Below are 22,774 nucleotides of genomic sequence, written 5' to 3'. Positions count from 1 at the left end.
ACTTAAATTTGAAAAACTTGTTTAGTCCAAGATTCAATTGTGTATTTGTTGTAAATTTCTGGATCAATTTTTTCAAATTTACTTTCTAAAAAAGAATCAGGAATGCTTATTTGATTGACGTCCAAAACCAATATATTCGATGGGTTATAAAAATCATAATTTAAGATCGTCTTATTAGTTGTAATTAATTTTTTTTGAAGCGCTATTGCCTCAAAAACTCTAAAACTTAATCCTGATTGATTTGAATGCACAATATCGATTATGATTTCTGATTGATCAGATTTTATGGATACAACATCTAAATCTAATTTTTTCTTTATGAATTTAATATTAGGATTTATTCTTTTTATTTTGCTGCCTAAAATATAAAATTCAAAGTTGTTTATTTTTTTTTCTATGAAAATATCAGCAATTTCATTTAATATATTTAAACGTGTTTTATCTTTAAACTGAACAGTAAATGCTTTTAAATTGTATTCTTGATTAATTGAGTTTACCTTATCTAAATATATGAAATTTGTGATATGTTTAAAGTTGTTTTTTTTCGCATCTTCATCGTCAAATGAAAAAACTTCATCAAATATTACTTCATAATTGTTTGGTAACGGAACTCTTTCAAGACTATCATAATTATAAGCGATCAATTTTTTTGATTTTTGTTTGGCAAGCATTAATATTTCTGACTTAAAATGTCCTGGATTAATGATTAAAAAATCATCAATTTCAGTAGTAATAGAAGCTATTTTTTGTGCTAATTTTTTATTTTTTGCTTCTTTCTTAAGATTTCTTTTAAAGAGAATTTTACTAAACGCATTATTTAGTTTATGGAAAATATTTTTATATTCAAAATGTATATCTTCTGTGTTTATAAAAATTACCTGATATCCATTTTGAGTAAGATGTTCGGCAATTTTTTTGTTGAAACCCCATAAATCAAAACTTAAAATGGCAATACATTTCATATGGATATTTTTTTTAAGGCATCGATTTTAGTTTTCCAAAAATCAAAAACTTTAGGTTTATTAAATCCGTGACAAGCAAACGGATATTTATTACTATTTAATTTAAAGGCTAGTTTTGGTTTTCTATCAAAAGCAAAATTCAAAGCCTCTATGTAATTTGGTATTTTAAAATCACTGTATTTTTGAGGTATTTGAATTGACCAAAAAACATCCTCAATATAATAATTATTAGATGGTCGTTTGATGATGTTTTCAGAAATTAAATCAATCTCTTTTAAAGAAATTTCATAATGTTTACTAACGTTTCTCAATGAAAATCCACCATTTCCAACCTGATTTAAATGTTCAAAACTTCGTTGTTTTTTATTTGCTATTTTTCTAAATAAAGAATTTAAATTTCTTGAAAAATCTCTAAAAAAACTTTTTTCGCTATCCAACCAAGGTGCGCCAATATAATCGTAATTTTTGTTTACCCAATAGGTCAACTGATTTTCAAAAACAAAAACATCAAGTTGACAAATTAGCATATAATCATATTCTAAAAATTTTTCATAAAAGATAGAATCCATCAATAATTTGTTGTATCCATCTATATTTTTGAAGTAATCATCTGCAAAGCGAATTACGTTTTTTGTATTTAGATTATAACTTTCTAAAAAGGATTCAAGATTTAAAGAATTTGGTGAAACAATAAAAATTTGTTCATTTTTAAAAATAGATAATGTTTGATTTAATGATACTATTTCAGTATTATTAAGTTTTGTCTGATAGACAGGAATTACTATACAAGATTTTTTATTTTCATTCATTCTTAATCGAGTTTTCTGTATTTCATCCATAATTGTAAGTATCTTTTAAAGACTGCAAAACCGTGAACATAAGCCAAGATAAATCCTTCCTTTCCATCTAAAAAACCTAGTCTGTAAACATATTGCCAAGTAAATCTGTAAAAAGGTCTGAATAAAAAATGATAGGCGTTTGGTTTCAATTTTTTTGCATATAATTTTTCAGCTTGTAGTTTGCTGTATAAATTTAATTTAGCATTATATAAATCAAAAGAATTGTAACTTTCGTGATTCAGTTTGTGCTTTAATTTTCCAAATTGGCCATCAATTTTTAAACTCTCATGCACTAAACCCTCAAATTTGCAGTATTTTTTATTGAAAACTCGAGCAGCTTTGTCGTTTTGCCACCCACCAAAATTGATTTTTTTTCCTAAAAAATTAAATTGACGTTTAATAAAAAAAGCAACCTTTCCATTTGGAGTTGAAATGTTTTCAATGATTTCATTTCGTAAATCATCAGTTACATATTCATCTAAATCAAAAAATAAAATCCAATCATTTGACGCTTGATTAATAGCAAAATTGCGTTGCGAAGAAAAATCAATAAATTTATTCTGTATAACCTTTACATTTAAATTCTTTGCAATTTCAACTGTTTTGTCATTGCTAAATGAATCAACAATGATTATTTCATCGGCGAAATGCAAACTCTTAATATATCTTTCAATATTTTGTTCTTCGTTTAATGTAATAGCTAAAGCGGTTATTTTTGGCGTCAATTTTTTTCTTTTTTGTCAATTTTTATAAAACAAATGTACTATTTTAGTCTCAAATTTAAAATCAAAATATTAATGAGTTCTCTACCAATTTTAATGTATCACAATGTTGTTTCAGAAAAATCTAAATCTAAAGGATTAAACATTTTTGTTGATAGGCTAGAAGAGCAGTTTAAATATTTGATTGATAACAAATATACTACATATCATTTGTCTGAATTACAAAATCTAAAAACAATTTCACAAAAAAGTGTGATTTTGACTTTTGATGATGTAACCAAAAATCAAATGGAATTTGCCATTCCTTTATTACAAAAATATGGATTAAAAGCTACGTTTTTTATTCCTTTTAAATACGTTGGAGGTTTTGATGATTGGAATTCATCTTCTGAAGCTATTATGACTATTGACGAGTTAAAGGCAGTTCCAGACAATATTGAATTGGGATACCATTCGTTTGCGCATCGTAATTTTGAGAAAATTTCGTTAGAAGAATCTCAGTCAGATTTCGAATTGTCTGAAGCATTTGTTGTAGAAAATCAATTGAACGTTTTCAAAGCAATCGCTTATCCTTATGGGAAATATCCCAAAAAAGTTTCGACTGAAAAAGAAGCTTTTTTTAAAGTTTTGGAAAAAAATAAAATGCTTTTCGCTTTGCGAATTGGTAATCGTGTAAGTAAATTTCCTTTTAATGATAAATATGAAATTCAACGAATCGACATCAAAGGTGAAGATTCACTTTTGAAATTTAAACTAAAATTAAAATTTGGTAAACTAAAGTTATTTTAAATTACGTTGAAGTAACATCAATTTCACGTAACGAGAAAAAACGCCATATGCATTTATACTTGCAACAGCAAGACCTGGAACACCATCTAGAAAACCACGTTTTAAAACGTAACCCGAAAAAAATCGATAAAAAGGTTTAAAGACCAAATGAAAATAAGTGACTTTCTTCTTCTTTTTAAACGATTCTCCTGCCTGAAACCAAGCATAAGAATCTTTCTTGCTTAAAAAATGAAATAAACCTTTATAGGTATAATGAATCATGAAATTTTTTAAGATTCCAATACTTCCTTTTACGTGAAGTTTTTCATGTACATCACCAGTAAAATGAACATTGTCGTTTTTAACTAAACGAACCACTCGGTCCACTTTATGATATAAAAAACGATTCATATAAAAATGTGGAAACTGAAGTTTGTAACCAGCATGTTTTGGATTATTTATCGTTTCATTGATTTCGTATTGCAATTTTTTCGAAACACGTTCGTCACCATCGATAAACAAAATCCAATCAGCAGTTGCATATTTAATAGCGAAATTTTTTTGAGCCGAAAAATTGTCAAATTTTCTTTGAACCACTTTACATCCAAATTTTTCTGCAATCTCTTTAGTGCGATCTGAACTAAAAGAATCTACTACTATAATTTCATCCGCAAAAGCAACTGAATTTAAAGCATCTTCGATATAAGTTTCTTCGTTATAAGTTGGTATGATTACAGAAATTCTGTTCATTATTTATGAATTTGTTAAGTGTTCGGATTTACCAAAAATACGTATCTTTGCACTATTATGCAAAAGAATATTTCAGTTATTATATCGACATATAATTCACCCGAATGGCTTAAGAAAGTAATTTGGGGTTATAACACGCAAACCTATCGAAATTTTGAAATGGTGATTGCAGATGATGGTTCTCGCCAAGAAACGATTGATATGATTGATGAATTACGCAAAGAAGTTTTTTATCCGATTATTCACGTTTGGCACGAAGATAATGGTTTTCAGAAATCTCAAATTTTAAATAAAGCGATTCTTGCTTGTACGACAGATTATATAATGATGTCTGATGGCGATTGTATTCCTCGTCCAGATTTCGTTGAACAACATATTAAATTCAGAGAAGAAGGTTATTTTTTATCTGGTGGATATCACAAACTGCCGATGGATTTATCGCATAAAATTAATAAAGAGGATATTTATTCAGATAAATGTTTCGATGTTTCTTGGTTGAAAAAGAACGGAATGAAATCGTCTTTCAAAAATCATAAAATCGACGCTTATGGTGTGAAAAGTTCTGTTTTAAATGCCTTAACTCCAACCAATCCGAGTTGGAATGGACATAATGCATCTGGTTGGAAATCGGATATTCTTAAAATTAATGGTTTTGACGAACGTATGCAATACGGTGGTCAAGATCGCGAATTAGGTGAGCGTTTGGTGAATTTGGGTGTTAAACCTAAACAAATTAGATATTCAACAACTTGTTTGCATTTAGATCACAAACGTGGTTATGCAACAAAAGAATCGATTGAAAAAAATCAAAATATAAGAAAAGAAACAAGATCTTCGAAAAGACCTTGGACTGATTTTGGTATCGTAAAGAAATAAGATTATAAATTATTTTTTAAAAATTCACTTAACTCCGGAATAATCATTTCCGGAGTTAATTTTTTATATAACTCGTGTGGGTTTTTTTCGATTTCTTTTCGTTCTTCATGAGAAAATTCTTTATAAAGATTAGGAAGTTTTTCTAATAAATGTATTGATTTATGAAATTTTCCATCTTCAAAACTTGCCCAAAAATCTTTATTTACATAAGGTGAAAAAATCGTATAAGTTGGTTTATTTAAAGCTTTTGCGATATGAACACTTCCACCTTCATTAGAAACCAAAACATCTGCTTCATTCATGATTTTAATGAAATCTCGAATGGTCGGTGCATTAAATTCAAAAATAATATGTTCTTTGTTTTTACAAATCTCATATATTTTTAAAGCTTCACTTTTTTGATTTGGTGCGTAATTAAAAAGAATATTGACATCAAAATTTTCAGAAATAAAATCACTTAAAGCTGCAACATATTCATACGGCATTGATTTTTGCGGTGTACTTCCTAAAACTCCTAAAACAACGGTTTTTTTAAAATTATTTGTAGGAATTAATTTTTCGCTTTTTTCAGCTTCTGATATATAAATTTTAGGTTCGTAATCAAACGTATTAAAACCATCGATTTGTTTTAATAGCTGAATACGATCTTCAATTGCTTTTCCAGCAATATGCGTTTTTTCTTTTAGTAAAGTAACCGGATTGGTGTAATAGCCTAAGTTTCCAAGCTTTTTGCGACTGTTATTACCGACTGTTATTTTAGCATTAGAAAATTTACAGATGATTCGAGATTGAAATTTTGAATACGGGTCTAAAATAATATCGTATTTTTCGTTTCTAACTTCTTTAATCTTTTTGAATAAATTTGGAAGCTTTTTTAGCTCTTTTTCTTTAATCGGAATAATTTTATCTATATTCGGATTATTGATTAGAACACCAGTTGTAAAATCATAAGCCATAAAATGAATTTCGCTATCAGGAAATCGCTTCTTGAAATTGTTTGCTAAAATTGAACTTATCAAAACATCACCAATGCGTTTATTCTGAATAATTAAAACTTTTTTCATAAATAGGAATTCATTTTTTACCGACTTACATCTTAAATCGTAACTTTGTGCAAAGTACTATTTTTTATAGTTTCAATCCAAATATATTTACAAGTGAAAATAATTATAAATTCAAAATATCTTCCATTAAAAAATGAAATCGAGCAATTGATTTTAAATTATCATAAGCAAGGAAAAGTTTTGGTAAAAGGTGCCCGAAATAGTATTAAAACTAATTTTTTGGATGGAAAGGAAGTGAACTTAAAGTATTTTGCGAAACTTGGATTCTTTAAAGGATTGATTTATACTTTTTTTCGTCCTTCAAAAGCGAAGCGTTCTTTTGAATACGCGAACTATCTTTTGAAACATAAGATTTTAACTCCAAATCCGATTGCTTTTTCAGAGGATTATAAAAATGGTTTACTTGCCGAAAGTTTTTACATTTCGGATCATATTAATTATGATTTTACATTTCGTGAATTGATTCACGATCCGTTGTTTCCAGACCGTGATTTAATTATTGAACAGTTTACTGAGTTTACTTTTAAGTTGCACGAAGCTAAAGTAAATTTTTTAGACCATTCGCCAGGAAATACCTTAATTGTTAAAAGAGATAATTTTAAGTATGATTTTTATTTAATCGATTTAAATCGAATGAAATTTGAAAATTTGTCTATTGAAAAACGAATGGATAATTTTAAGAAAATGTGGATTTCAAAGCATATGGTAAAAGTAATTGCTAAGAAATATGCTGAATTATCAAACGTAAATGAAAAACAATTGTTTGATGTATTGATGCAATCAAGTCAACAATTTAAACGAAAAATCGCAAAGAAAAAATATTTAAAACGAAAACTTAAACGTTAGAAAATGTCAAAATCCTATAAAGAATGTTTTATAGGATTTTATTTATTTAACAGTAAGTTGATTTTTAGAAACTCGATGATTAAACGACTGAATATAAGCTTTTATAAATCGTTCCATTTTTTGTTTATTTTCAGGATTTTTATCGGATAAATTTTCTTTTAACAATGGGTCAGTTTTCCAATTATAAAGACCTAAAGTTTTTGTTCCGTCAAAAGCTAAATAAAAATCGCCCATTTCTAAATTATAAACATTATCTAAATAATTCACTACATAATCATCTTTTGATTTGTAAGATTTCCCGTAAGATATAATTTTAGTATTCAATTGTAAATAGTCCATTAAGCTTGGTAGAATATCAATTTGTTGGAAATTTTTTTCATCTACTGCAATCATGGATTCATCATTTGGGACGTAAAATAAAATCGGAATTCTAAATTTTCCTACATTGTTTTTGTATTGAAGTTCTTCGCCAGTTGATGACGTATGGTCTGATGTTATCACAAAAATTGTATTTTCATACCAAGGCATTTTTTCGGCTGTTTTAAAAAATTCTTTTAAAGCAAAATCGGTATAAGCAATTGATTCATGAATTTCGGTTGTTCCTTTAGGAAATTTATTTTTGTATTTTTCTGGAATTGTAAACGGTGCATGGGAAGAAACGGTAAATAATGTAGTGAAAAAAGGTTGTTTGAAGTTGTTTATTTCCTTAGCAAAAAACTGCATGAAATCTTCATCGAATACGCCCCATTTTCCATCAAATGATTTAGGTCCAATATATTCATCTTTTCCATAATAAGTATCAAATCCCGCAACATTTGCATACTTATCAAAATTTTGACTTCCGTTAAATGCGCCATGGAAAAATGAAGTCTCATAACCATTTTCTTTTAAAATTTTAGGTAATCCGTTGACTTCGTTTAAAGCGTAATTTGACGAAATAATACTTTTATTCATTAATCCAGGAATACTTGAAATAGTTGACGGAACGGCATCTATTGATAATTTTCCGTTTGCAAAAGCATTTTTAAAATAATAACTTTTTTGAATCAAAGAATCTAAAAATGGAGTTTGTCCACGTTGTATATTTTCGTTTCCGAAACTTTCTAAAATAATTAGGACTACATTTTTTTTGTTAAATTCTGGATACGAAAATGTTTGAATTGGATTAAATATAGATTTGGCTTCTGCTTCACTAAAATATTTTATTTCTTTGAGATTTTCTTTTTTGCTTAGTGTTTTCATTATCGAAAAAGGCGTGTTTAAAACTAAAGCAGAACTTCCGATTGGTCCATAATTTGTTGCATCTACCAAACTTATTGGTTTTCTACCAATTCCTCTACCAGCTATAAAAAGTAAACCAACGACAAATAATAAAGTTACATAATTACCTATTTTTGAAAATGTTTTTACGGTTTGGTATTTAATTTTTTTTAAGCAAAGCCAAAATGTGAATAGCGAAATAATCATCATAATTGGAATTTGCCAATAATCTTTAATGTATGAAATAAGTAAACCTCCAATTTCATTTGACATACCTTCGGCAGTAATTATTGAAAACGAACTTCGTCTTCCAATAAATCGAAAATATTCGTAATCGATAAAATTGGTACTTAATATAATTCCATTAATTATGAAGAAACTATAAAAAAGAAAATTTTGATATTTTTTATTTTCTTGAAATTTCCCTGGAACTAAGTGTAAAATTACAAATATTATATTGATGTAACCTAGTATTGCCAAATCGAAGATTAATCCGCCAAGGAAAATTTTTAAATTTATTTCTTGGAAAAAAGATTGGTTATAGAAGTAAAATCCAATTCGAATAAGTTGATAAATTATAATTAGTAAAAGAAATCTTTGTAAGAATAAGGTTAGTGTATTTTTGGGTTTATTCATAGCTTTTTAATGAATGACAAAATTGTACTTAAAAAAATATTAAACCAAAAATAAATAAAAAAAATCCATTTTAAATTTAAAAATGGATTTTAGAGTTATATTATACTGCTACGTTATATTCTCTTAACGCGTCGTTTAAAGAAGTTTTTAAATCTGTAGACGGTTTACGTTGTCCGATGATTAATGCGCAAGGAACTTGATATTCACCAGCTGCGAATTTTTTAGTATAAGAACCAGGAATTACAACCGAGCGCTCAGGAACATATCCTTTCATTTCAACTGGAGTTTCACCTGTAACATCTATGATTTTAGTTGATGCTGTCAATACTACATTCGCTCCTAAAACAGCTTCTTTTCCAACACGAACACCTTCAACTACGATACAACGTGAACCGATGAAAGCATTGTCTTCAATAATAACTGGAGATGCTTGTAAAGGTTCTAAAACGCCACCAATTCCAACACCACCAGATAAGTGAACGTTTTTACCAATTTGAGCACAAGAACCAACTGTAGCCCAAGTGTCAACCATTGTTCCTTCGTCAACATAAGCACCAATATTTACATAAGAAGGCATTAAAATTACACCAGAAGAAATATATGCTCCGTGACGGGCAACTGCATTTGGTACAACACGAATTCCTTTCTCAGCATAATTTCTTTTCAAAGGCATTTTATCGTGATATTCAAAAATACCAGCTTCTAATGTTTCCATTTTTTGAATAGGGAAGTACATTACAACAGCTTTCTTAACCCATTCATTAATTTGCCATCCACCATCAATCGGTTCAGCAGTTCTTAATTTCCCATTGTCAATTAAATCAATAACTTCTCTAATTGTGTTTTGAGTTGTTTCTTCTTTTAAAAGCTCACGATTTTCCCAAGCTTGTTCAATGATTTGTTTTAAGTTTTCCATCTATTCAATTATTTATACAAATATAAAGATAAGTTAGTGTTTAAAACAGTTAAGGATTGCTAAAAAATTGATAGCACTATAACTATTCTTTATAAAAAAACCTATCCAAATAAATGAATAGGTTTTATATATTAAGTAAGATAAACAGGTTTTACAAAACGTTTATTTAATTTTATTAACGATAGCTGTGAAAGCTTCAGGGTGGTTCATTGCTAAATCAGCTAAAACTTTACGGTTTAACTCGATGTTATTAGCTTTAACTTTCCCCATGAATTGAGAATAAGACATTCCATGTAAACGAGCTCCAGCGTTGATACGCATAATCCATAAAGCACGGAAATTTCTTTTCTTTTGTTTTCTATCGCGGTAAGCGTAAGACATTGCTTTTTCTACCGCGTTTTTAGCTACTGTCCAAACGTTTTTACGTCTTCCGAAGAAACCTTTGGCTTGCTTCAAAATTCTTTTTCTTCTTGCTCTTTTAGCAACTGAATTTACTGATCTTGGCATAATTTTGATGTTTTTGTAGTAAGGCGAACTTAATTTTAAGTTACTTATCGATTAATTTTAATCTGCCCACTCCAGGGTTATTTTTTAATTGTTTTTAACCGAAAGAACGATTACATTATTCTTAATTGTTCTTTGATGCTTCTAACGTCAGATTTGTGAACCAAAGCTGAGTGAGTTAAAGCTAACTTGCGCTTTTTAGATTTTTTAGTCAAGATGTGACTTTTAAAAGCGTGCTTTCTTTTTAATTTTCCAGAACCAGTAACTTTAAAACGTTTCTTAGCACTAGATTTAGTTTTCATTTTAGGCATGTCTTCCTAGGTATTTATGTTATCTTACTTAACAATATTATAAATGATTACTTTTTTTGAAAAAAGTAATTTATTTTTTCTTTTTAGGAGCAATATACATAGTCATTCTTTTTCCTTCAAGTAAAGGCATAGCTTCTACTTTTCCTAGCTCTTCTAAATCTTGTGCCAAACGTAACAATAAAATTTGTCCTTGTTCTTTATAGATAATAGAACGTCCTTTAAAGAATACAAATGCTTTTAATTTAGCTCCGTCTTTTAAGAATTTTTCAGCGTTTTTCCTTTTAAATTCATAATCATGCTCGTCTGTTTGAGGTCCAAAGCGAATCTCTTTTACAGTAATTTGAGTTGATTTAGCTTTCAACATTTTATCACGCTTCTTCTGTTCGTAAAGGAACTTCTTGTAATCGATAATTTTACAAACAGGTGGTTCTGCATTAGGTGAAATTTCAACTAAATCCAACTCCATATCTTCAGCCATTTGCTGTGCTACGGATGTTCTGAAAACTCCTGGTTCAACATTATCTCCAACAAGACGAACTTCTGGAACTCTAATCGCGCCATTTGTTCTGTGCGCGTCTTTCTTTTCAACTCGAGGAGTATATCCTCTTCTATTATTTAAAGCTATGGTGTTATGTATTTATGCTTGTTAACAAGCGGTTAAACTTCTAATGAACGAACTGTTTTGCTTACTTCTTCTTGTATGAATGAAATAAATTCTTCAATTTTCATCGTGATGTTAGATTTTCCAGCATCACCGTGTTTTCTTACAGAAACTGTACCATTTTTCTCTTCTTCTTCTCCGATGATAAGCATAAATGGGTATTTTTGAACTTCTGCTTCTCTAATTTTCTTACCGATAGTTTCGTTTCGGTTATCAACTAGAGCGCGAATTTCGTCATTTTCTAACAAATTTAAAACTTTTTTTGCATAATTTTCATATTTCTCACTTAAAGAAAGTATGATAACTTGCTCAGGCATTAGCCACAAAGGGAAATTTCCTGCTGTGTGCTCTAATAAAATTGCTATAAAACGTTCCATTGAACCGAAAGGAGCACGGTGAATCATTACAGGTCTGTGTAATTTATCATCTGAACCTTTGTAAGTTAAGTCAAAACGTTCTGGTAGATTGTAATCAACTTGAATGGTTCCAAGCTGCCAACTTCTACCTAATGCATCTTTAACCATAAAGTCTAATTTTGGTCCATAGAAAGCTGCTTCTCCACTTTCAATAACATAATTTAAACCTTTGTCTTTAGCTGCATTGATAATTGCTTGCTCTGCTTTTTCCCAATTTTCAATATTACCAATGTATTTGTCAGGATTGTTTAAATCACGAACAGATACTTGTGCTGTAAAGTTTTCAAATCCTAACGAACCAAAAACATAAAGAACTAAATCAATTACTTTTTTGAATTCTGTGTCTAATTGGTCTGGTGTACAGAAAATGTGAGCATCATCTTGAGTAAATCCGCGAACACGAGTTAAACCGTGTAATTCTCCAGATTGTTCGTAACGATAAACAGTTCCGAATTCAGCATAACGTTTAGGTAAATCCTTATAAGACCAAGGTTTTGCATTGTAAATCTCACAATGGTGAGGGCAATTCATTGGTTTTAATAAAAATTCTTCTCCCTCTGCTGGAGTATGAATTGGTTGGAAACTATCTGCTCCGTATTTTGCGTAATGTCCAGAAGTTTCGTAAAGTTCTTTTTGCCCAATATGTGGAGTTACAACTTGTTCGTAACCCATTTTTTTCTGAGCTTTTTTCAAAAATTGCTCTAAACGGTCACGTAACGCAGCTCCTTTAGGTAACCATAAAGGTAAGCCTTGTCCAACTCGTTGTGAGAAATGGAAAAGTTCTAGTTCTTTACCTAATTTTCTGTGGTCACGACGTTTTGCTTCTTCTAATAATAATAAATAATCAGTCAAATCTTTTTGTTTAGGGAACGAAATTCCATAAACACGAGTTAACTGTTTGTTTTTTTCATCTCCTCTCCAATAAGCACCTGCAACAGAAAGAATTTTCATTGCTTTGATGATTCCTGTGTTTGGGATATGTCCACCGCGACATAAATCGGTAAATGTAGAATGGTCACAGAAAGAAATTGTTCCGTCTTCTAGATTTGTAATTAATTCCGTTTTATATTCGTTGTCTTTATATAATTCTAAAGCTTCTGCTTTTGATGCAGAACGCATTTTAAATTCGTGTTTTTCTTTTGCAATTACTAAAACGCGGTCTTCAATGTCTTTGAAATCAGCATCTGTAATACGCTTGTCTCCAAAATCAACATCGTAATAAAAACCATTTTCAATTGCTGGTCCGATTGTTAATTTGATTCCAGGGAATTTTTCTTCTAAAGCTTGCGCCATTACGTGTGAAGTTGAGTGCCAAAAAGCTTTTTTACCTTCTGCATCATTCCACGTGTATAAAACTAAACTACCATCGGTGGTTAAAGGAGTAGCTGTCTCAATGGTCGTTCCATTAAAACTTGCAGATATTACATTTCTCGCTAAACCTTCGCTTATACTCAAAGCGACTTCGTGTGGAGTTACGCCTGAAGCGAACTCTTTTACTGAACCGTCTGGTAATGTTATTTTTATCATAAGTACGTTGTATATAATGACTGCAAATATACGAGAATACTATTTCAACAACAAAAAATAATTAACCTTTCGTATGAAATGTGATTGTTTTTACGTTATTTAGTTTAGATATTTGTAAAACCGTTTAAAATACACACTTTTTGAGTTTCGAAATACGAAAATACAGCATTGATTTTTTTGAGATTTGGAATGATTTTATTTCCAAAAGTAAGAATGGGACTTTTTTGTTTCATCGAAATTTTATGGAATATCATGGCGATCGATTTATTGATTTTTCACTTCTTGTTTTTAAGGATGAAAAATTAGTAGCTGTTTTGCCTGCAAACATAGTTGATAATGAAATTTATTCACATCAAGGTCTCACTTACGGAGGTTTAATCGTTTCTGAAAGATTACGTTCGACTGATTTTGTTTTGATTTTCCAAAATGTACTTCAGTTTTTAGAGGGTTTTAATTTTACTCATTTATATATTAAGGATATACCGAGTTTTTATACCAATCAATTTTCTGATGAAATCAAGTATTTACAATTTGTTTTAGATGCTGAAATTTATCGTAAAGATATTTGTTCTGTAATCAATTTGTCAGAAAGCTTTCATATATCTAAATCGGTTAAACGAGATTTTAATATTTCTGTAAAGAAAAATCATAAAATTGATTATGATGGTAATTTTGATTTGTTTTGGAATGAAATTTTAGAACCAAATTTGAAGAATACTTTTCAAACAAAACCGGTTCATTCTTTAAAAGAAATTTTATATTTAAAAAATTTATTTCCTGAAAATATTAGACAAATTAACGTGTTTTCTGAGGAAGGAAAAATTCTTGGAGGAACAACTTTATTTATTTCAAAAAATGTAGTACATTCTCAATATATAAGTTTGAATAAAGATATCGCAAATGAAGGTGTTCTTGATTTTTTACATTTATCTTTAATTGAATATTTTAAGAACGAAAAAAAATATTTTGATTTTGGAATTTCAAATGAAAATCATGGGCGAAATATTAATAAAGGATTGCTTTTCTGGAAGGAAAAATTCGGTGCTCGTTCTGCAATCCAAGAATTTTATAAATTCGAAACAAAAAGTTTTTCAAAATTAGACCATTTGTATTTATGATTCCATATTTAGATTTACATAAAATAAATAAACCTTACGACGCTGCATTTTTAGAAGCTACTCAAAATTTTCTGAATAGCGGAAGATATATTTTAGGTGAAAAATTATCCGATTTCGAACGTGATTTTGCACATTTCTGTGAAACAAAACATAGCATAGGAGTTGGAAATGGTTTGGATGCATTAGTTTTAATTTTTAAAGCCTATATCTTAAAAGGCGATTTGAAAGAAGGTGATGAAATTTTAGTTTCCGCAAATACCTATATTGCTTGTATTTTAGCGATTCAGAATGCGGGATTAAAACCTATTTTGGTTGATACAAATTTAGACACTTACAATCTTTCGATTGAAAATATTAAAAAAGCAACGACTCAATATACCAAAGGAATTTTGATGGTTCATTTGTATGGACAAATCACCGATGCAGATGAGATTGTTACCTTTTCTAAAGAAATGGGTTTGATTTTGGTTGAAGATGCAGCGCAAGCTCACGGAGCTATTTCTCATAAAAAACGTGCTGGAAATATTGGAAATGCAGCTGGATTTAGTTTTTATCCAGGTAAAAATTTGGGAGCTTTGGGCGATGCCGGTGCGATTACAACAAACGATTCTGCTTTGGCAGAAATTATTCGAGCTTTACGAAATTATGGTTCCGAAATGAAATATTACAATTTATATAAAGGAATAAATTCTCGCTTAGATGATATTCAAGCAGCTTTTCTTTCTATTAAATTAAAAGATTTAGATTTTGATAATGATAAACGTCGTGGAATTGCGAAACGATATCTAAAAGAAATTGTAAATCCGAAAGTTAAATTGCCTTTTTATGACGGTTCTGAAAATCATGTTTTTCATGTTTTTACGCTTCGTTTAGAAGATAGAGAAAACTTTCAATTATTTATGTTGAAAAACGGAATTCAAACCTTGATTCATTATCCGGTTGCGCCGCATAAACAAGAAGCAATGAGTGAATTTCATCATTTGATTTTTCCTGTTTCTGAACAAATTCATAATCAAATTGTGAGCATTCCGTTACATCCGATGTTGACAAACGAAGAAATTGCTAAAATCATTGAGGTTGTAAATTCTTATTAAATGGATATTTTCATAAAATCGTTTAACCGTCCATTTTTGTTGGATAAATGTTTAGCGAGCATAAAAAAGTTTGCTAAAAATTTCAATGGAAATATTGTCGTTATGGATGATGGAACGCCTCAGAAATATCTTCAAAAAATTCAAGAAAAATATTCTGAAATTAGAATTGAAAAATCAGATTTCTATGTTGAAAAATCCAAAGCAATTGAAAACGATTTAGCTCCTGAAAAAAATATTCCTTCTGTCTTTTGGAAAGAAATGATTTCTAAAGGTTCAGATTATTTTGTTTTAATTGAAGACGATTGTTGGTTTTGTGAACCGATTGATTTTTCGATTTTAGAGAGTGAAATGAAATCAAATAACTTGCAATTAGTCAAATTTCTTTGGATGGGAAATGAAATGTTGATTTCAAATAAAATTCAAAAAAAGACGGAATTATTAATAATTACGAATCCTGATTTGTTTACTTGGAATCCGTTTGTTTTTGAGCTGATTTATAGAAAAAAAACGTGTAAAATTGATTCTATATTGAATCGTTTAGGCGTTCCGATTGAAAATAATCTTTTACAATATTATCAAATTTATGCAGTAGCAAATGCTGCTTTTTCTAAAAAATATTATTTAAAAGCCTGGCAAACTACAAAAAATAAAGTTGATGAATTGGCTCAAATTAAACAGGTAATTCAAATTACCAAATCCGAATTAAATGTAGCGCATTCTAAATCTGAATTCATTCGGACTTCTTTGAAAACCACCGCTTCTTTACAAAATAAAGAGAATCTTAAGTCAGATTTTAACGTATATTCGTTGAATAAAATTTTGAACGAAGTTTGGTTTAATAATCAATTTGAACCATTTGATTTTCAAAATGACATTTCAAATAACTTTATAGAAAAAGTGATTTCGAATACTAATTTACCTTCAAATACGTTTGAATTATGGCAAGATTGGTATGTTACATTAAAACAATCATATAAAAATATTGGTTGTGTGATTGAGAATGACAGATAAAAAAACACATAATAAAATCTTTAAATCCATTTCAATTTTCGGAAGCGTGCAAGCCATACAAATGGTTTGTAAAATCATTTCTGTGAAAATAACTACCGTGATTTTGGGTCCATCTGGAGTTGGATTAATCGGTCTGATTGATAATGTTATTAACTTAATCACACAAGGTTCGTCTTTTGGTATTCAAACTATCGGAACGCAGTTGATTGCAAAAGAACGCGAGAATAAAAGCAACCAAAAAGTTTTGTTTATTTGGATGTTTATTTGTGGAGTTTTGGCAGGTTTGTTCTGTTTTATTTTTTCTAGTTTTTTGAGTAAAATTACATTTGATTCAGATGCGTATTCAATTCATTTTAAAGCGCTTTCGGTTTACTTCATTTTCTTTTCGATAATCAATTTTTCTATCATTGTTTTGAAAGGATTAAATGAAATTAAAAAGTTGATTAAATATCAAATAATTTCAACAGTTTTAATTTCTCTCTCAACCATTTCTTGTTATGTTTTGTGGGGAATTGACGGGATATTTCCTGCTTTTATAGCAACTGGTTTAGTTACATTTATAGTTTATTCATTTTATTTATCGAAATTAAATTTAAAAGCAATTTCAATAACTAAATCAGATTTTTTTTCTCAAGGAAAATATTTGTTTTTAAAAGGTAGTTTATTGGCTTTGAATGGCGTTTTTGGATTGGTTTGTTTTTTCTTAATTCGATTATATTTAAAGGAAAATAATCCAGAATATCTAGGTTTTTACGATATTGGAAATTTATTTTTAGTATCGTATTTTGGTATTATTTTTACTTCATTAGCCAGTGATTACTTTCCTACTTTGACCAATAAATTTGCTCAAAAAGAAGACATAAATTCTTTTGTAAATATTCAAATTCAAACTTCAATTTTGATTTCAACGCCACTTATTTTAATTATGTATTTTGGTTTTGATTTTATTATTCCATTACTGACTTCAAACGCTTTTTTACCAGTTCGTGAAATTTTATTATTCGGATTGATTTCGATTCTTTGTAAAACCATAAATTATCCGCTTGGTTATATCGTTTTGGCAATTGATGACACCAAAAATTATTTCTATCAGAATATTGTTGGTGATATTTTAAATGTTGTTTTAATCTTGATTTTCTTTCATTTTTTTGGATTAATAGGAATTGGTTTGGCGATGTTTATTCAATATTTTGGATTCAATTTTTATTTATGGCATTTTGTTTCAAAACGAAATCTTTTTGCATTTGATTCAAAATCTATGCGTTACATTTTAGTTTGTTTTCTTTTTTCTTTTTTAATAGTAGGATGCGAATTTATATTTGTAGCACAAAGTTTATTGTTGTATATTTCTAAAGCAATAGTAGCTTTAATTGGGGTTACTTATTGCATTTTTGAGTTAAATAAGAATAATAACTTTTTTGATTCACTAAAGAAAAAGTTTATTAAATAGAAAATAAAATGAATAGTCGAATTATAAATTTACCAAAAATTGAAGACCCAAGAGGAAATTTATCTGTAATCGAAAAAGAAAATATTCCTTTTGCTGTAAAACGTGTATATTATTTGTACGATGTTCCGAGTGGAGCAGAACGTGGCGGTCACGCACATATCAATCAACAAGAGTTTATTATTGCAGTTTCTGGAAGTTTTGATGTGGTTCTAAATGACGGAATTTCCGATAAAACATTTTCATTGAATAATCCAAGTTCTGGACTTTATGTTGGAAATGACACATGGCGCGAATTGAAAAACTTCTCTTCTGGCGCTGTTTGTTTGGTGGTTTCTTCTGGAGAATTTGACGAATCGGATTATATTCGTGAATTTGATGATTTTAAAATTTATTTAGCAAACAAAACAAAATAATGTACTTTTAGTTTTTGAATTCCATATAAGAAAACAAATCTAAATTTCTTGTTTTTTATTGAATTATCAATACAATAATGAATACGTTTTAAAACTGCTTTTAGTACGATTTTATCTTTTTTATGTTTTTTTATGACTTTAGAAAAGATTACATTCATTGAAGAATCAATCTTATTTGCGGTTTCGTTATTCTTAAAAAATTGATTTCCTAATGACGATTTTAAATCTCTTTTTTGTGTGATAATTTCGTCTATAAATTCAATTTGATATTTTTCTAAAACACGAATCCAGAAATCTAAATCTTCAAAAGCAAGTGTTTCGTCATACCCATTTAATTCATCAAAAATAGATTTATTTATCATTGCTGAAACCGAATTCATAACCAATCCACCTTCTAAAAGTTGTATTAAATTGGTTGTAAATAATTTTTTATCGATTACTTTTTTGTTTAAATCTGTTATGAAATAATCAGAAAGATAGTTTCCGTTTTCATCAATATATTCCGAATTTCCAAAAACTATTCCGGTAGAAATAATATTAGATTTCAAAAAAGATTCTACTTGAATCGAAATGCAATTAGGTAGTAAAATATCATCGCAAGCCAAATCAATTAAAAAAGAACCATTCGCTTGTTTTGCTGCTTTATTAAATGTTTTGGTATTTCCTAAATTTTGTTGATTTTGTATAAATTTTATTTCGGGATGTTTTTCTAAAAATCTCGAAATAATCGAAATTGAATCGTCCGAACTGCAATCATCTACAATAATTATTTCTATATTTGAATAGCTTTGATTCAATACAGATTCAATGGTTTCAATCACAAAATTTTGATGATTAAAACATGTGCAAATTACAGTTACAAGTGGATTTTGATTCATAAGTTTATTTCTCAAACAAATATAAACCTTCTTCATTGGATAAAAAAAAGAAAATAGCAATTGTTGTTTATACTTTAAAATCGGGTGGTTTGGAACGTGTCGTTTCGAATCAAACTTTTTTGTTTCATGAATTGGGATTTGATGTAGATTTATTTGTTTTAGAAGATGAAATCGATTATTCATACAAAGGTCAATTGCATAAGTTTGATTTTAAACCTTCCGACGGATTTTTGAAGAAAATTAAAAATTATATTAAACTTAAAAATGAAATTCAATCTGGAAATTTTGATTTTATTTTAGACCATCGTTATCGTCTAAATGATTTGATAGAATCGTTTTGGATTAAGAAGATTTACAAGAATCAAAACGTTTTTTATTTTATTCACAGTTCGGATATTTCGGGTTATTTGAATGCTAAATTGGTCAATAATCCAAAAATCAAATTTGTATCAGTTTCTAAAGGAATCGAATCTAGAGTGAGAGAAATTTACCCTAAAATTCAAATTCAAACAATTTATAATAATGTTGAAGTTTCTAAATCTGATAAAATTTTCAACGAAATAAACGATGATTATGTTTTGGCAGTTGGACGAATGGATGATTCCAACGTAAAGCAATTTGATGTTTTGATTGATTGCTATTCAAAATCGATTTTGCCCAAAAATCAAATTAAGCTTTTGATTTTAGGTTCTGGAATTCGAATGGAATTTTTGAAAAAACAAGTTTTGGATTTGAATTTACAAGATTTAGTTGTTTTTAAAGGATTTGAATCTGAATTATATTCGTATTATAAAAATGCTAGATATTTGGTTTTGTCTAGTAAATTTGAAGGTTTGGGAATGGTTTTGATTGAAAGTTTACTTTGTGAAACTCCAGTTATTTCTTTTGATTGTGACTTTGGTCCAAATGAAATTATTCAAAATAAAAGAAATGGTTTGTTGGTTGAAAATCAGAATGTAAATAAATTAATTGAAGCTATGAATTTATTTGTTGAGGATGAAAATTTATATAAAATTTGTAAATCAAATGCATTAAAATCAATCGAAAAATTTTCTAAAAAGAATATTTCAAAACAATGGATTTCTATCTTTAATGATAAACACTAAAGTCAATTCCAAACTGTTTTAAATAACGTTTTGTAAACAGCATTTTTTCTAAAAGAATAGAAGGAGTTCTGAATAATAATTTCGTTTTCGGATTGATGTTTTCTTTCGCAACGTTTTTTAAGTAAAATTTCTTTTTGTTTGTATTTCCACAAATATGAAAATGTAAAGCATATTCGATTCTGTACAAATCTAAAAAACGTTTTAAAGAAGGATTTTGCTTTTCTTCGGAATGATATTTTTCGAGATTTGGAAGTTTTTGTTTTTCAATGTTTATTTTTGATATACTTTGATTATCAGTTCTGAAATTATATATCAAGGTGTTTTGATTGCTAATGGCAATCTTATATTTCAAAGCAATTCGGATCCAATAATCTAAATCTTCGCCATTAGTTATTTCTGTATCAAAACCTTGAATTTCATGATATGTTTTTTTGGAAATGCAACATGCGGAAGTTAGTGCAATTCGATTTACTAAACTACTTTTAAAAAAATCGTTTATATAACCTTCATGCGAATTTCCGAATTCAAAAGTTGTAGAAATAATTTTGTTTTTACTAATTTGGATTTCATATCTATTGCAATACAAACCCGCATCAGGAAACTTTTGAATCAGTTGAAATAAACTTTCTAAATGATTTGGTTTCCAAATATCATCAGCATCCAAAAAACAACAATAATCACTTGTAGATTTTTCAATTCCTAAATTTCTTGCTGCTGAAACGCCTTGGTTTTTTTGATTGTAAATCTTAATTTTTTTATGCTGAATTGATTCTACAACTTCTAAACTTTTATCTGTAGAACCATCATTAATCACAAGAATTTCAAAGTCAGAAAAAGTTTGTTCAAAAACGCTTTCTAAGGTCGCTTTCAAAAATTTTTCTTTATTGAATAATGGAATGATAATACTGAAAAAAGGCATAAAAATGAAATTATTTCAAACTAAAATTACTTTAAATTATTTGTTGATACTAAAAAAATAGCCTAATCTATAAAAATTAAATAGCGTTAAATTCGTGTTTTTACTTATCAAAATGCTTTCCATCCATTTTTGATTTAAACGAAATGTGAGTGCAATTAATTTTCTAATTCCGTTATTATTTATCTTATAAAAAAGTTTTGAAATTCCTGTTGCGTCTTTAGGCAATAAATCCAAATCAATAGATTTAGATAGATTTTCTAAAGCTTTTTTGGATTTGTTTAGGAAAATTTCGGATGTGTCTAATTTTTCATGAAAAACGGGATTGTCTAATTGAAAAACAGCAATATTATTTTCGATGATTTTAAGATTAAAAATTAAATCTTCATATCCATAAGTTTTAATTTCTTTTGGATAAGCAAATTTTTCAAGAATTGATTTATTAGCTAATAAATTACTGCTCAAAAAATGTTTCGGTTTGTTTTGAATACGTTGTTTAAAAGATAAAGCTTCATGTTTATTTCCATAAAGCCATCTTAAAAGGTCATTATTTTTTGGTATTTCTTTAGTATATTCAAGTCCTCCAAAAATTACACAAATTTGATTTTCTTGCTTGATTTTTTCGATGTAATTTAAGATAAAATTATCCGATGTAGGCCAAACATCATCATCTAAAAAAAGACACCATTGATGATTTGCCTTTGTGATAAGATAGTTTCTAGAAGCGCTTAAACCTTGATTTGATTTTTGTTTATGAAAATAACAATGTTTTAAATTTTCTATTAAATCATTTTCAAAATTTTGCTTAGAAGCATCATCATTTACATGAATTTCAAATTCTAAATTTTCAATTCGCATACATTGATTGTAAAGTTCACTAACCAATGGATAAGTGTTATAATTAAATGTAGGAATTAAAATACTAAGCATTAAATTGTTTTTTGTACAACTTCAAAAATTTGTCCGCCTTCACATTTCAATGTTTTAGCTGGATATTTCATAAGCAAAGCATAATCGTGCGTTGCCATAATGATTGTTCTTCCGTTTGCGTTGATTTTTTGTAGCACTTCCATAACTTCAACACTTGTTTGTGGATCAAGGTTTCCGGTAGGTTCATCAGCTAAAATCAATTCTGGATCGTTCAGTAAAGCTCTTGCAATCGCAACACGTTGTTGCTCTCCACCAGAAATTTGATGTGGCATTTTGTTTGCGTGATCTAACATTCCAACGCGATCTAAAACATCTTCAATTCGATTGTCCATTTCATTTTGATTTGTCCAACCTGTAGCTTTCAAAACGAAAAGTAAATTTTTGTAAATCGTACGATCTGGAAGTAATTTAAAATCTTGGAAAACAATTCCGATTTTTCTTCTCAAAAATGGAATTTGACTTTCTTTAAGTGTTCTTAAATCAAAATCAACAATTGTTCCTTCACCTTCAGTTAAATTCAAATCCGCGTAAAGCGTTTTCATTAAACTACTTTTACCAGAACCTGTTTTTCCGATTAAATAAATAAATTCACCGTGATTTACATTCAAAGAAATGTTCGCTAAAATAGATGTGTTTTCTTGAAAAATGGAAACGTTTTGTAGTGATAAAATAGTGTTGGACATCTTGAATAATTTTATTGTAAAAATATAAAGTTAATTGTATTTAATCAAATTTACGGTTTTAAAAGTTGTATTTTTTTTAAAAGGCTCTCATTTGATACTATAAGATTATAAAGTTGC

24 protein-coding genes are annotated in these 22,774 nt (G+C 28.5%); 9 read left to right on the top strand and 15 right to left on the bottom strand.

Going from position 1 to position 22,774, the window contains the following annotated elements; translation table 11 throughout:
• Positions 1–2 precede the first annotated feature (2 nt).
• Genes EG240_RS00350 through EG240_RS00340 form a run of 3 tightly spaced genes read right to left on the bottom strand, consistent with a single transcriptional unit; the run spans position 3 to position 2,526 of the window.
• Positions 3–962 carry a hypothetical protein gene (locus EG240_RS00350; protein WP_125016262.1) on the bottom strand — a complete coding sequence of 320 codons (960 nt, stop codon included), beginning with the start codon at positions 960–962 and terminating at the stop codon, positions 3–5.
• Positions 959–1,801: a DUF5672 family protein gene (locus EG240_RS00345; protein WP_125016260.1), complete on the bottom strand. Its 843-nt coding sequence runs from the start codon at positions 1,799–1,801 to the stop codon at positions 959–961. The genes EG240_RS00350 and EG240_RS00345 overlap by 4 nt, the downstream gene beginning before the upstream one ends.
• A complete protein-coding gene (locus tag EG240_RS00340) occupies positions 1,774–2,526 on the bottom strand; it encodes a glycosyltransferase family 2 protein (RefSeq protein WP_125016258.1) in 753 nt (250 codons plus the stop codon). The genes EG240_RS00345 and EG240_RS00340 overlap by 28 nt, the downstream gene beginning before the upstream one ends.
• A gap of 72 nt (positions 2,527–2,598) precedes the next feature.
• Here EG240_RS00340 and EG240_RS00335 point away from each other — a divergent pair, with 72 nt between their 5' ends.
• Entirely contained in the window at positions 2,599–3,312 is a 714-nt protein-coding gene (locus EG240_RS00335; protein ID WP_125016256.1) for a polysaccharide deacetylase family protein, read from the top strand.
• Here the strand turns inward: EG240_RS00335 and EG240_RS00330 are convergent.
• Complete coding sequence (locus EG240_RS00330; protein WP_125016254.1) at positions 3,304–4,041, bottom strand: glycosyltransferase family 2 protein; 738 nt, start codon at positions 4,039–4,041, stop codon at positions 3,304–3,306. The two genes, EG240_RS00335 and EG240_RS00330, sit on opposite strands and share 9 nt — an antisense overlap.
• A 57-nt stretch (positions 4,042–4,098) precedes the next feature.
• On the opposite strand from EG240_RS00330, the gene EG240_RS00325 reads away from it, so the two are divergent.
• Positions 4,099–4,917, top strand: a complete 819-nt coding sequence (locus EG240_RS00325) for a glycosyltransferase family 2 protein (RefSeq protein ID WP_125016252.1) — start codon at positions 4,099–4,101, stop codon at positions 4,915–4,917.
• A 2-nt stretch (positions 4,918–4,919) separates the two neighbouring features.
• On the opposite strand, the gene EG240_RS00320 is transcribed toward EG240_RS00325, so the two are convergent.
• On the bottom strand, positions 4,920–5,981 hold the full coding sequence (locus tag EG240_RS00320) for a glycosyltransferase family 9 protein (protein WP_125016250.1): 1,062 nt from the start codon (positions 5,979–5,981) through the stop codon (positions 4,920–4,922).
• Positions 5,982–6,074: 93 nt separating this feature from the next.
• On the opposite strand from EG240_RS00320, the gene EG240_RS00315 reads away from it, so the two are divergent.
• The gene (locus tag EG240_RS00315; protein ID WP_125016248.1) at positions 6,075–6,827 is read left to right on the top strand and encodes a lipopolysaccharide kinase; all 753 of its coding nucleotides are present in this window, start codon (positions 6,075–6,077) and stop codon (positions 6,825–6,827) included.
• Positions 6,828–6,869: 42 nt separating this feature from the next.
• Here the strand turns inward: EG240_RS00315 and EG240_RS00310 are convergent, their stop codons facing one another.
• The 6 genes from EG240_RS00310 to thrS all read right to left on the bottom strand — a co-directional run bounded on the left by EG240_RS00310 (position 6,870) and on the right by thrS (position 13,058).
• A complete protein-coding gene (locus EG240_RS00310; RefSeq protein ID WP_125016246.1) occupies positions 6,870–8,723 on the bottom strand; it encodes an LTA synthase family protein in 1,854 nt (617 codons plus the stop codon).
• A 100-nt stretch (positions 8,724–8,823) separates the two neighbouring features.
• Positions 8,824–9,639 carry a 2,3,4,5-tetrahydropyridine-2,6-dicarboxylate N-succinyltransferase gene (locus EG240_RS00305; protein ID WP_125016244.1) on the bottom strand — a complete coding sequence of 272 codons (816 nt, stop codon included), beginning with the start codon at positions 9,637–9,639 and terminating at the stop codon, positions 8,824–8,826.
• Between the two features lie 162 nt (positions 9,640–9,801).
• Positions 9,802–10,146, bottom strand: coding sequence for a 50S ribosomal protein L20 (gene rplT, locus EG240_RS00300; RefSeq protein ID WP_125016242.1), 345 nt, complete (start codon positions 10,144–10,146; stop codon positions 9,802–9,804).
• A gap of 110 nt (positions 10,147–10,256) precedes the next feature.
• The gene (gene rpmI / locus EG240_RS00295; RefSeq protein WP_125016240.1) at positions 10,257–10,454 is read right to left on the bottom strand and encodes a 50S ribosomal protein L35; all 198 of its coding nucleotides are present in this window, start codon (positions 10,452–10,454) and stop codon (positions 10,257–10,259) included.
• 70 nt (positions 10,455–10,524) lie between these two features.
• Positions 10,525–11,079 (bottom strand): translation initiation factor IF-3, encoded by a 555-nt coding sequence (gene infC / locus EG240_RS00290; RefSeq protein ID WP_262674410.1) that lies wholly within the window; start codon positions 11,077–11,079, stop codon positions 10,525–10,527.
• Between the two features lie 32 nt (positions 11,080–11,111).
• The gene (gene thrS / locus EG240_RS00285; protein ID WP_125016236.1) at positions 11,112–13,058 is read right to left on the bottom strand and encodes a threonine--tRNA ligase; all 1,947 of its coding nucleotides are present in this window, start codon (positions 13,056–13,058) and stop codon (positions 11,112–11,114) included.
• Between the two features lie 140 nt (positions 13,059–13,198).
• Between thrS and EG240_RS00280 the strand changes: the two genes are divergently transcribed.
• From EG240_RS00280 to EG240_RS00260, 5 genes are read left to right on the top strand one after another with little or no spacing between them, the layout of a single operon-like run.
• Positions 13,199–14,176 (top strand): GNAT family N-acetyltransferase, encoded by a 978-nt coding sequence (locus tag EG240_RS00280; RefSeq protein ID WP_125016234.1) that lies wholly within the window; start codon positions 13,199–13,201, stop codon positions 14,174–14,176.
• Entirely contained in the window at positions 14,173–15,270 is a 1,098-nt protein-coding gene (locus tag EG240_RS00275) for a DegT/DnrJ/EryC1/StrS family aminotransferase (protein WP_125016232.1), read from the top strand. Before EG240_RS00280 ends, EG240_RS00275 begins: the two co-directional genes overlap by 4 nt.
• Positions 15,271–16,281 carry a hypothetical protein gene (locus EG240_RS00270; protein WP_125016230.1) on the top strand — a complete coding sequence of 337 codons (1,011 nt, stop codon included), beginning with the start codon at positions 15,271–15,273 and terminating at the stop codon, positions 16,279–16,281.
• Positions 16,271–17,731, top strand: coding sequence for an oligosaccharide flippase family protein (locus tag EG240_RS00265; protein WP_125016228.1), 1,461 nt, complete (start codon positions 16,271–16,273; stop codon positions 17,729–17,731). The genes EG240_RS00270 and EG240_RS00265 overlap by 11 nt, the downstream gene beginning before the upstream one ends.
• Positions 17,732–17,739: 8 nt before the next feature.
• Positions 17,740–18,144 carry a sugar 3,4-ketoisomerase gene (locus tag EG240_RS00260; protein WP_125016226.1) on the top strand — a complete coding sequence of 135 codons (405 nt, stop codon included), beginning with the start codon at positions 17,740–17,742 and terminating at the stop codon, positions 18,142–18,144.
• Here EG240_RS00260 and EG240_RS00255 read toward each other — a convergent pair.
• On the bottom strand, positions 18,120–19,022 hold the full coding sequence (locus EG240_RS00255; protein ID WP_158611969.1) for a glycosyltransferase family 2 protein: 903 nt from the start codon (positions 19,020–19,022) through the stop codon (positions 18,120–18,122). The two genes, EG240_RS00260 and EG240_RS00255, sit on opposite strands and share 25 nt — an antisense overlap.
• A gap of 35 nt (positions 19,023–19,057) precedes the next feature.
• Here EG240_RS00255 and EG240_RS00250 point away from each other — a divergent pair, with 35 nt between their 5' ends.
• Positions 19,058–20,128, top strand: a complete 1,071-nt coding sequence (locus tag EG240_RS00250) for a glycosyltransferase (protein WP_158611968.1) — start codon at positions 19,058–19,060, stop codon at positions 20,126–20,128.
• Here EG240_RS00250 and EG240_RS00245 read toward each other — a convergent pair.
• The 3 genes from EG240_RS00245 to EG240_RS00235 are packed head-to-tail and all read right to left on the bottom strand — an operon-like array spanning position 20,112 to position 22,657.
• Positions 20,112–21,047, bottom strand: coding sequence for a glycosyltransferase family 2 protein (locus EG240_RS00245; RefSeq protein WP_125016220.1), 936 nt, complete (start codon positions 21,045–21,047; stop codon positions 20,112–20,114). The two genes, EG240_RS00250 and EG240_RS00245, sit on opposite strands and share 17 nt — an antisense overlap.
• A gap of 36 nt (positions 21,048–21,083) precedes the next feature.
• The gene (locus EG240_RS00240; RefSeq protein ID WP_125016217.1) at positions 21,084–21,974 is read right to left on the bottom strand and encodes a glycosyltransferase family A protein; all 891 of its coding nucleotides are present in this window, start codon (positions 21,972–21,974) and stop codon (positions 21,084–21,086) included.
• Positions 21,974–22,657, bottom strand: coding sequence for a cell division ATP-binding protein FtsE (locus EG240_RS00235; RefSeq protein WP_125016215.1), 684 nt, complete (start codon positions 22,655–22,657; stop codon positions 21,974–21,976). The genes EG240_RS00240 and EG240_RS00235 overlap by 1 nt, the downstream gene beginning before the upstream one ends.
• Positions 22,658–22,774: the final 117 nt, after the last annotated feature.

It is taken from the genome of Paenimyroides tangerinum (genome assembly GCF_003865405.1).
GTDB classification, from domain to species: Bacteria; Bacteroidota; Bacteroidia; order Flavobacteriales; family Flavobacteriaceae; genus Flavobacterium; species Flavobacterium tangerinum.
Note: the sequence above shows the minus strand (reverse complement) of the source record. Positions and strands in the feature narration are given on the sequence as shown.

Excerpts from the sequence above, each read along its gene's own strand:
- EG240_RS00350 (WP_125016262.1), bottom strand. The coding sequence starts at position 962 with ATGAAATGTATTGCCATTTTAAGTTTTGATTTATGGGGTTTCAACAAA.
- EG240_RS00345 (WP_125016260.1), bottom strand. The coding sequence starts at position 1,801 with ATGGATGAAATACAGAAAACTCGATTAAGAATGAATGAAAATAAAAAA.
- EG240_RS00335 (WP_125016256.1), top strand. The coding sequence starts at position 2,599 with ATGAGTTCTCTACCAATTTTAATGTATCACAATGTTGTTTCAGAAAAA.
- EG240_RS00330 (WP_125016254.1), bottom strand. The coding sequence starts at position 4,041 with ATGAACAGAATTTCTGTAATCATACCAACTTATAACGAAGAAACTTAT.
- EG240_RS00325 (WP_125016252.1), top strand. The coding sequence starts at position 4,099 with ATGCAAAAGAATATTTCAGTTATTATATCGACATATAATTCACCCGAA.
- EG240_RS00320 (WP_125016250.1), bottom strand. The coding sequence starts at position 5,981 with ATGAAAAAAGTTTTAATTATTCAGAATAAACGCATTGGTGATGTTTTG.
- EG240_RS00310 (WP_125016246.1), bottom strand. The coding sequence starts at position 8,723 with ATGAATAAACCCAAAAATACACTAACCTTATTCTTACAAAGATTTCTT.
- EG240_RS00305 (WP_125016244.1), bottom strand. The coding sequence starts at position 9,639 with ATGGAAAACTTAAAACAAATCATTGAACAAGCTTGGGAAAATCGTGAG.
- rplT (WP_125016242.1), bottom strand. The coding sequence starts at position 10,146 with ATGCCAAGATCAGTAAATTCAGTTGCTAAAAGAGCAAGAAGAAAAAGA.
- rpmI (WP_125016240.1), bottom strand. The coding sequence starts at position 10,454 with ATGCCTAAAATGAAAACTAAATCTAGTGCTAAGAAACGTTTTAAAGTT.
- thrS (WP_125016236.1), bottom strand. The coding sequence starts at position 13,058 with ATGATAAAAATAACATTACCAGACGGTTCAGTAAAAGAGTTCGCTTCA.
- EG240_RS00275 (WP_125016232.1), top strand. The coding sequence starts at position 14,173 with ATGATTCCATATTTAGATTTACATAAAATAAATAAACCTTACGACGCT.
- EG240_RS00270 (WP_125016230.1), top strand. The coding sequence starts at position 15,271 with ATGGATATTTTCATAAAATCGTTTAACCGTCCATTTTTGTTGGATAAA.
- EG240_RS00265 (WP_125016228.1), top strand. The coding sequence starts at position 16,271 with ATGACAGATAAAAAAACACATAATAAAATCTTTAAATCCATTTCAATT.
- EG240_RS00260 (WP_125016226.1), top strand. The coding sequence starts at position 17,740 with ATGAATAGTCGAATTATAAATTTACCAAAAATTGAAGACCCAAGAGGA.
- EG240_RS00255 (WP_158611969.1), bottom strand. The coding sequence starts at position 19,022 with ATGAATCAAAATCCACTTGTAACTGTAATTTGCACATGTTTTAATCAT.
- EG240_RS00245 (WP_125016220.1), bottom strand. The coding sequence starts at position 21,047 with ATGCCTTTTTTCAGTATTATCATTCCATTATTCAATAAAGAAAAATTT.
- EG240_RS00240 (WP_125016217.1), bottom strand. The coding sequence starts at position 21,974 with ATGCTTAGTATTTTAATTCCTACATTTAATTATAACACTTATCCATTG.
- EG240_RS00235 (WP_125016215.1), bottom strand. The coding sequence starts at position 22,657 with ATGTCCAACACTATTTTATCACTACAAAACGTTTCCATTTTTCAAGAA.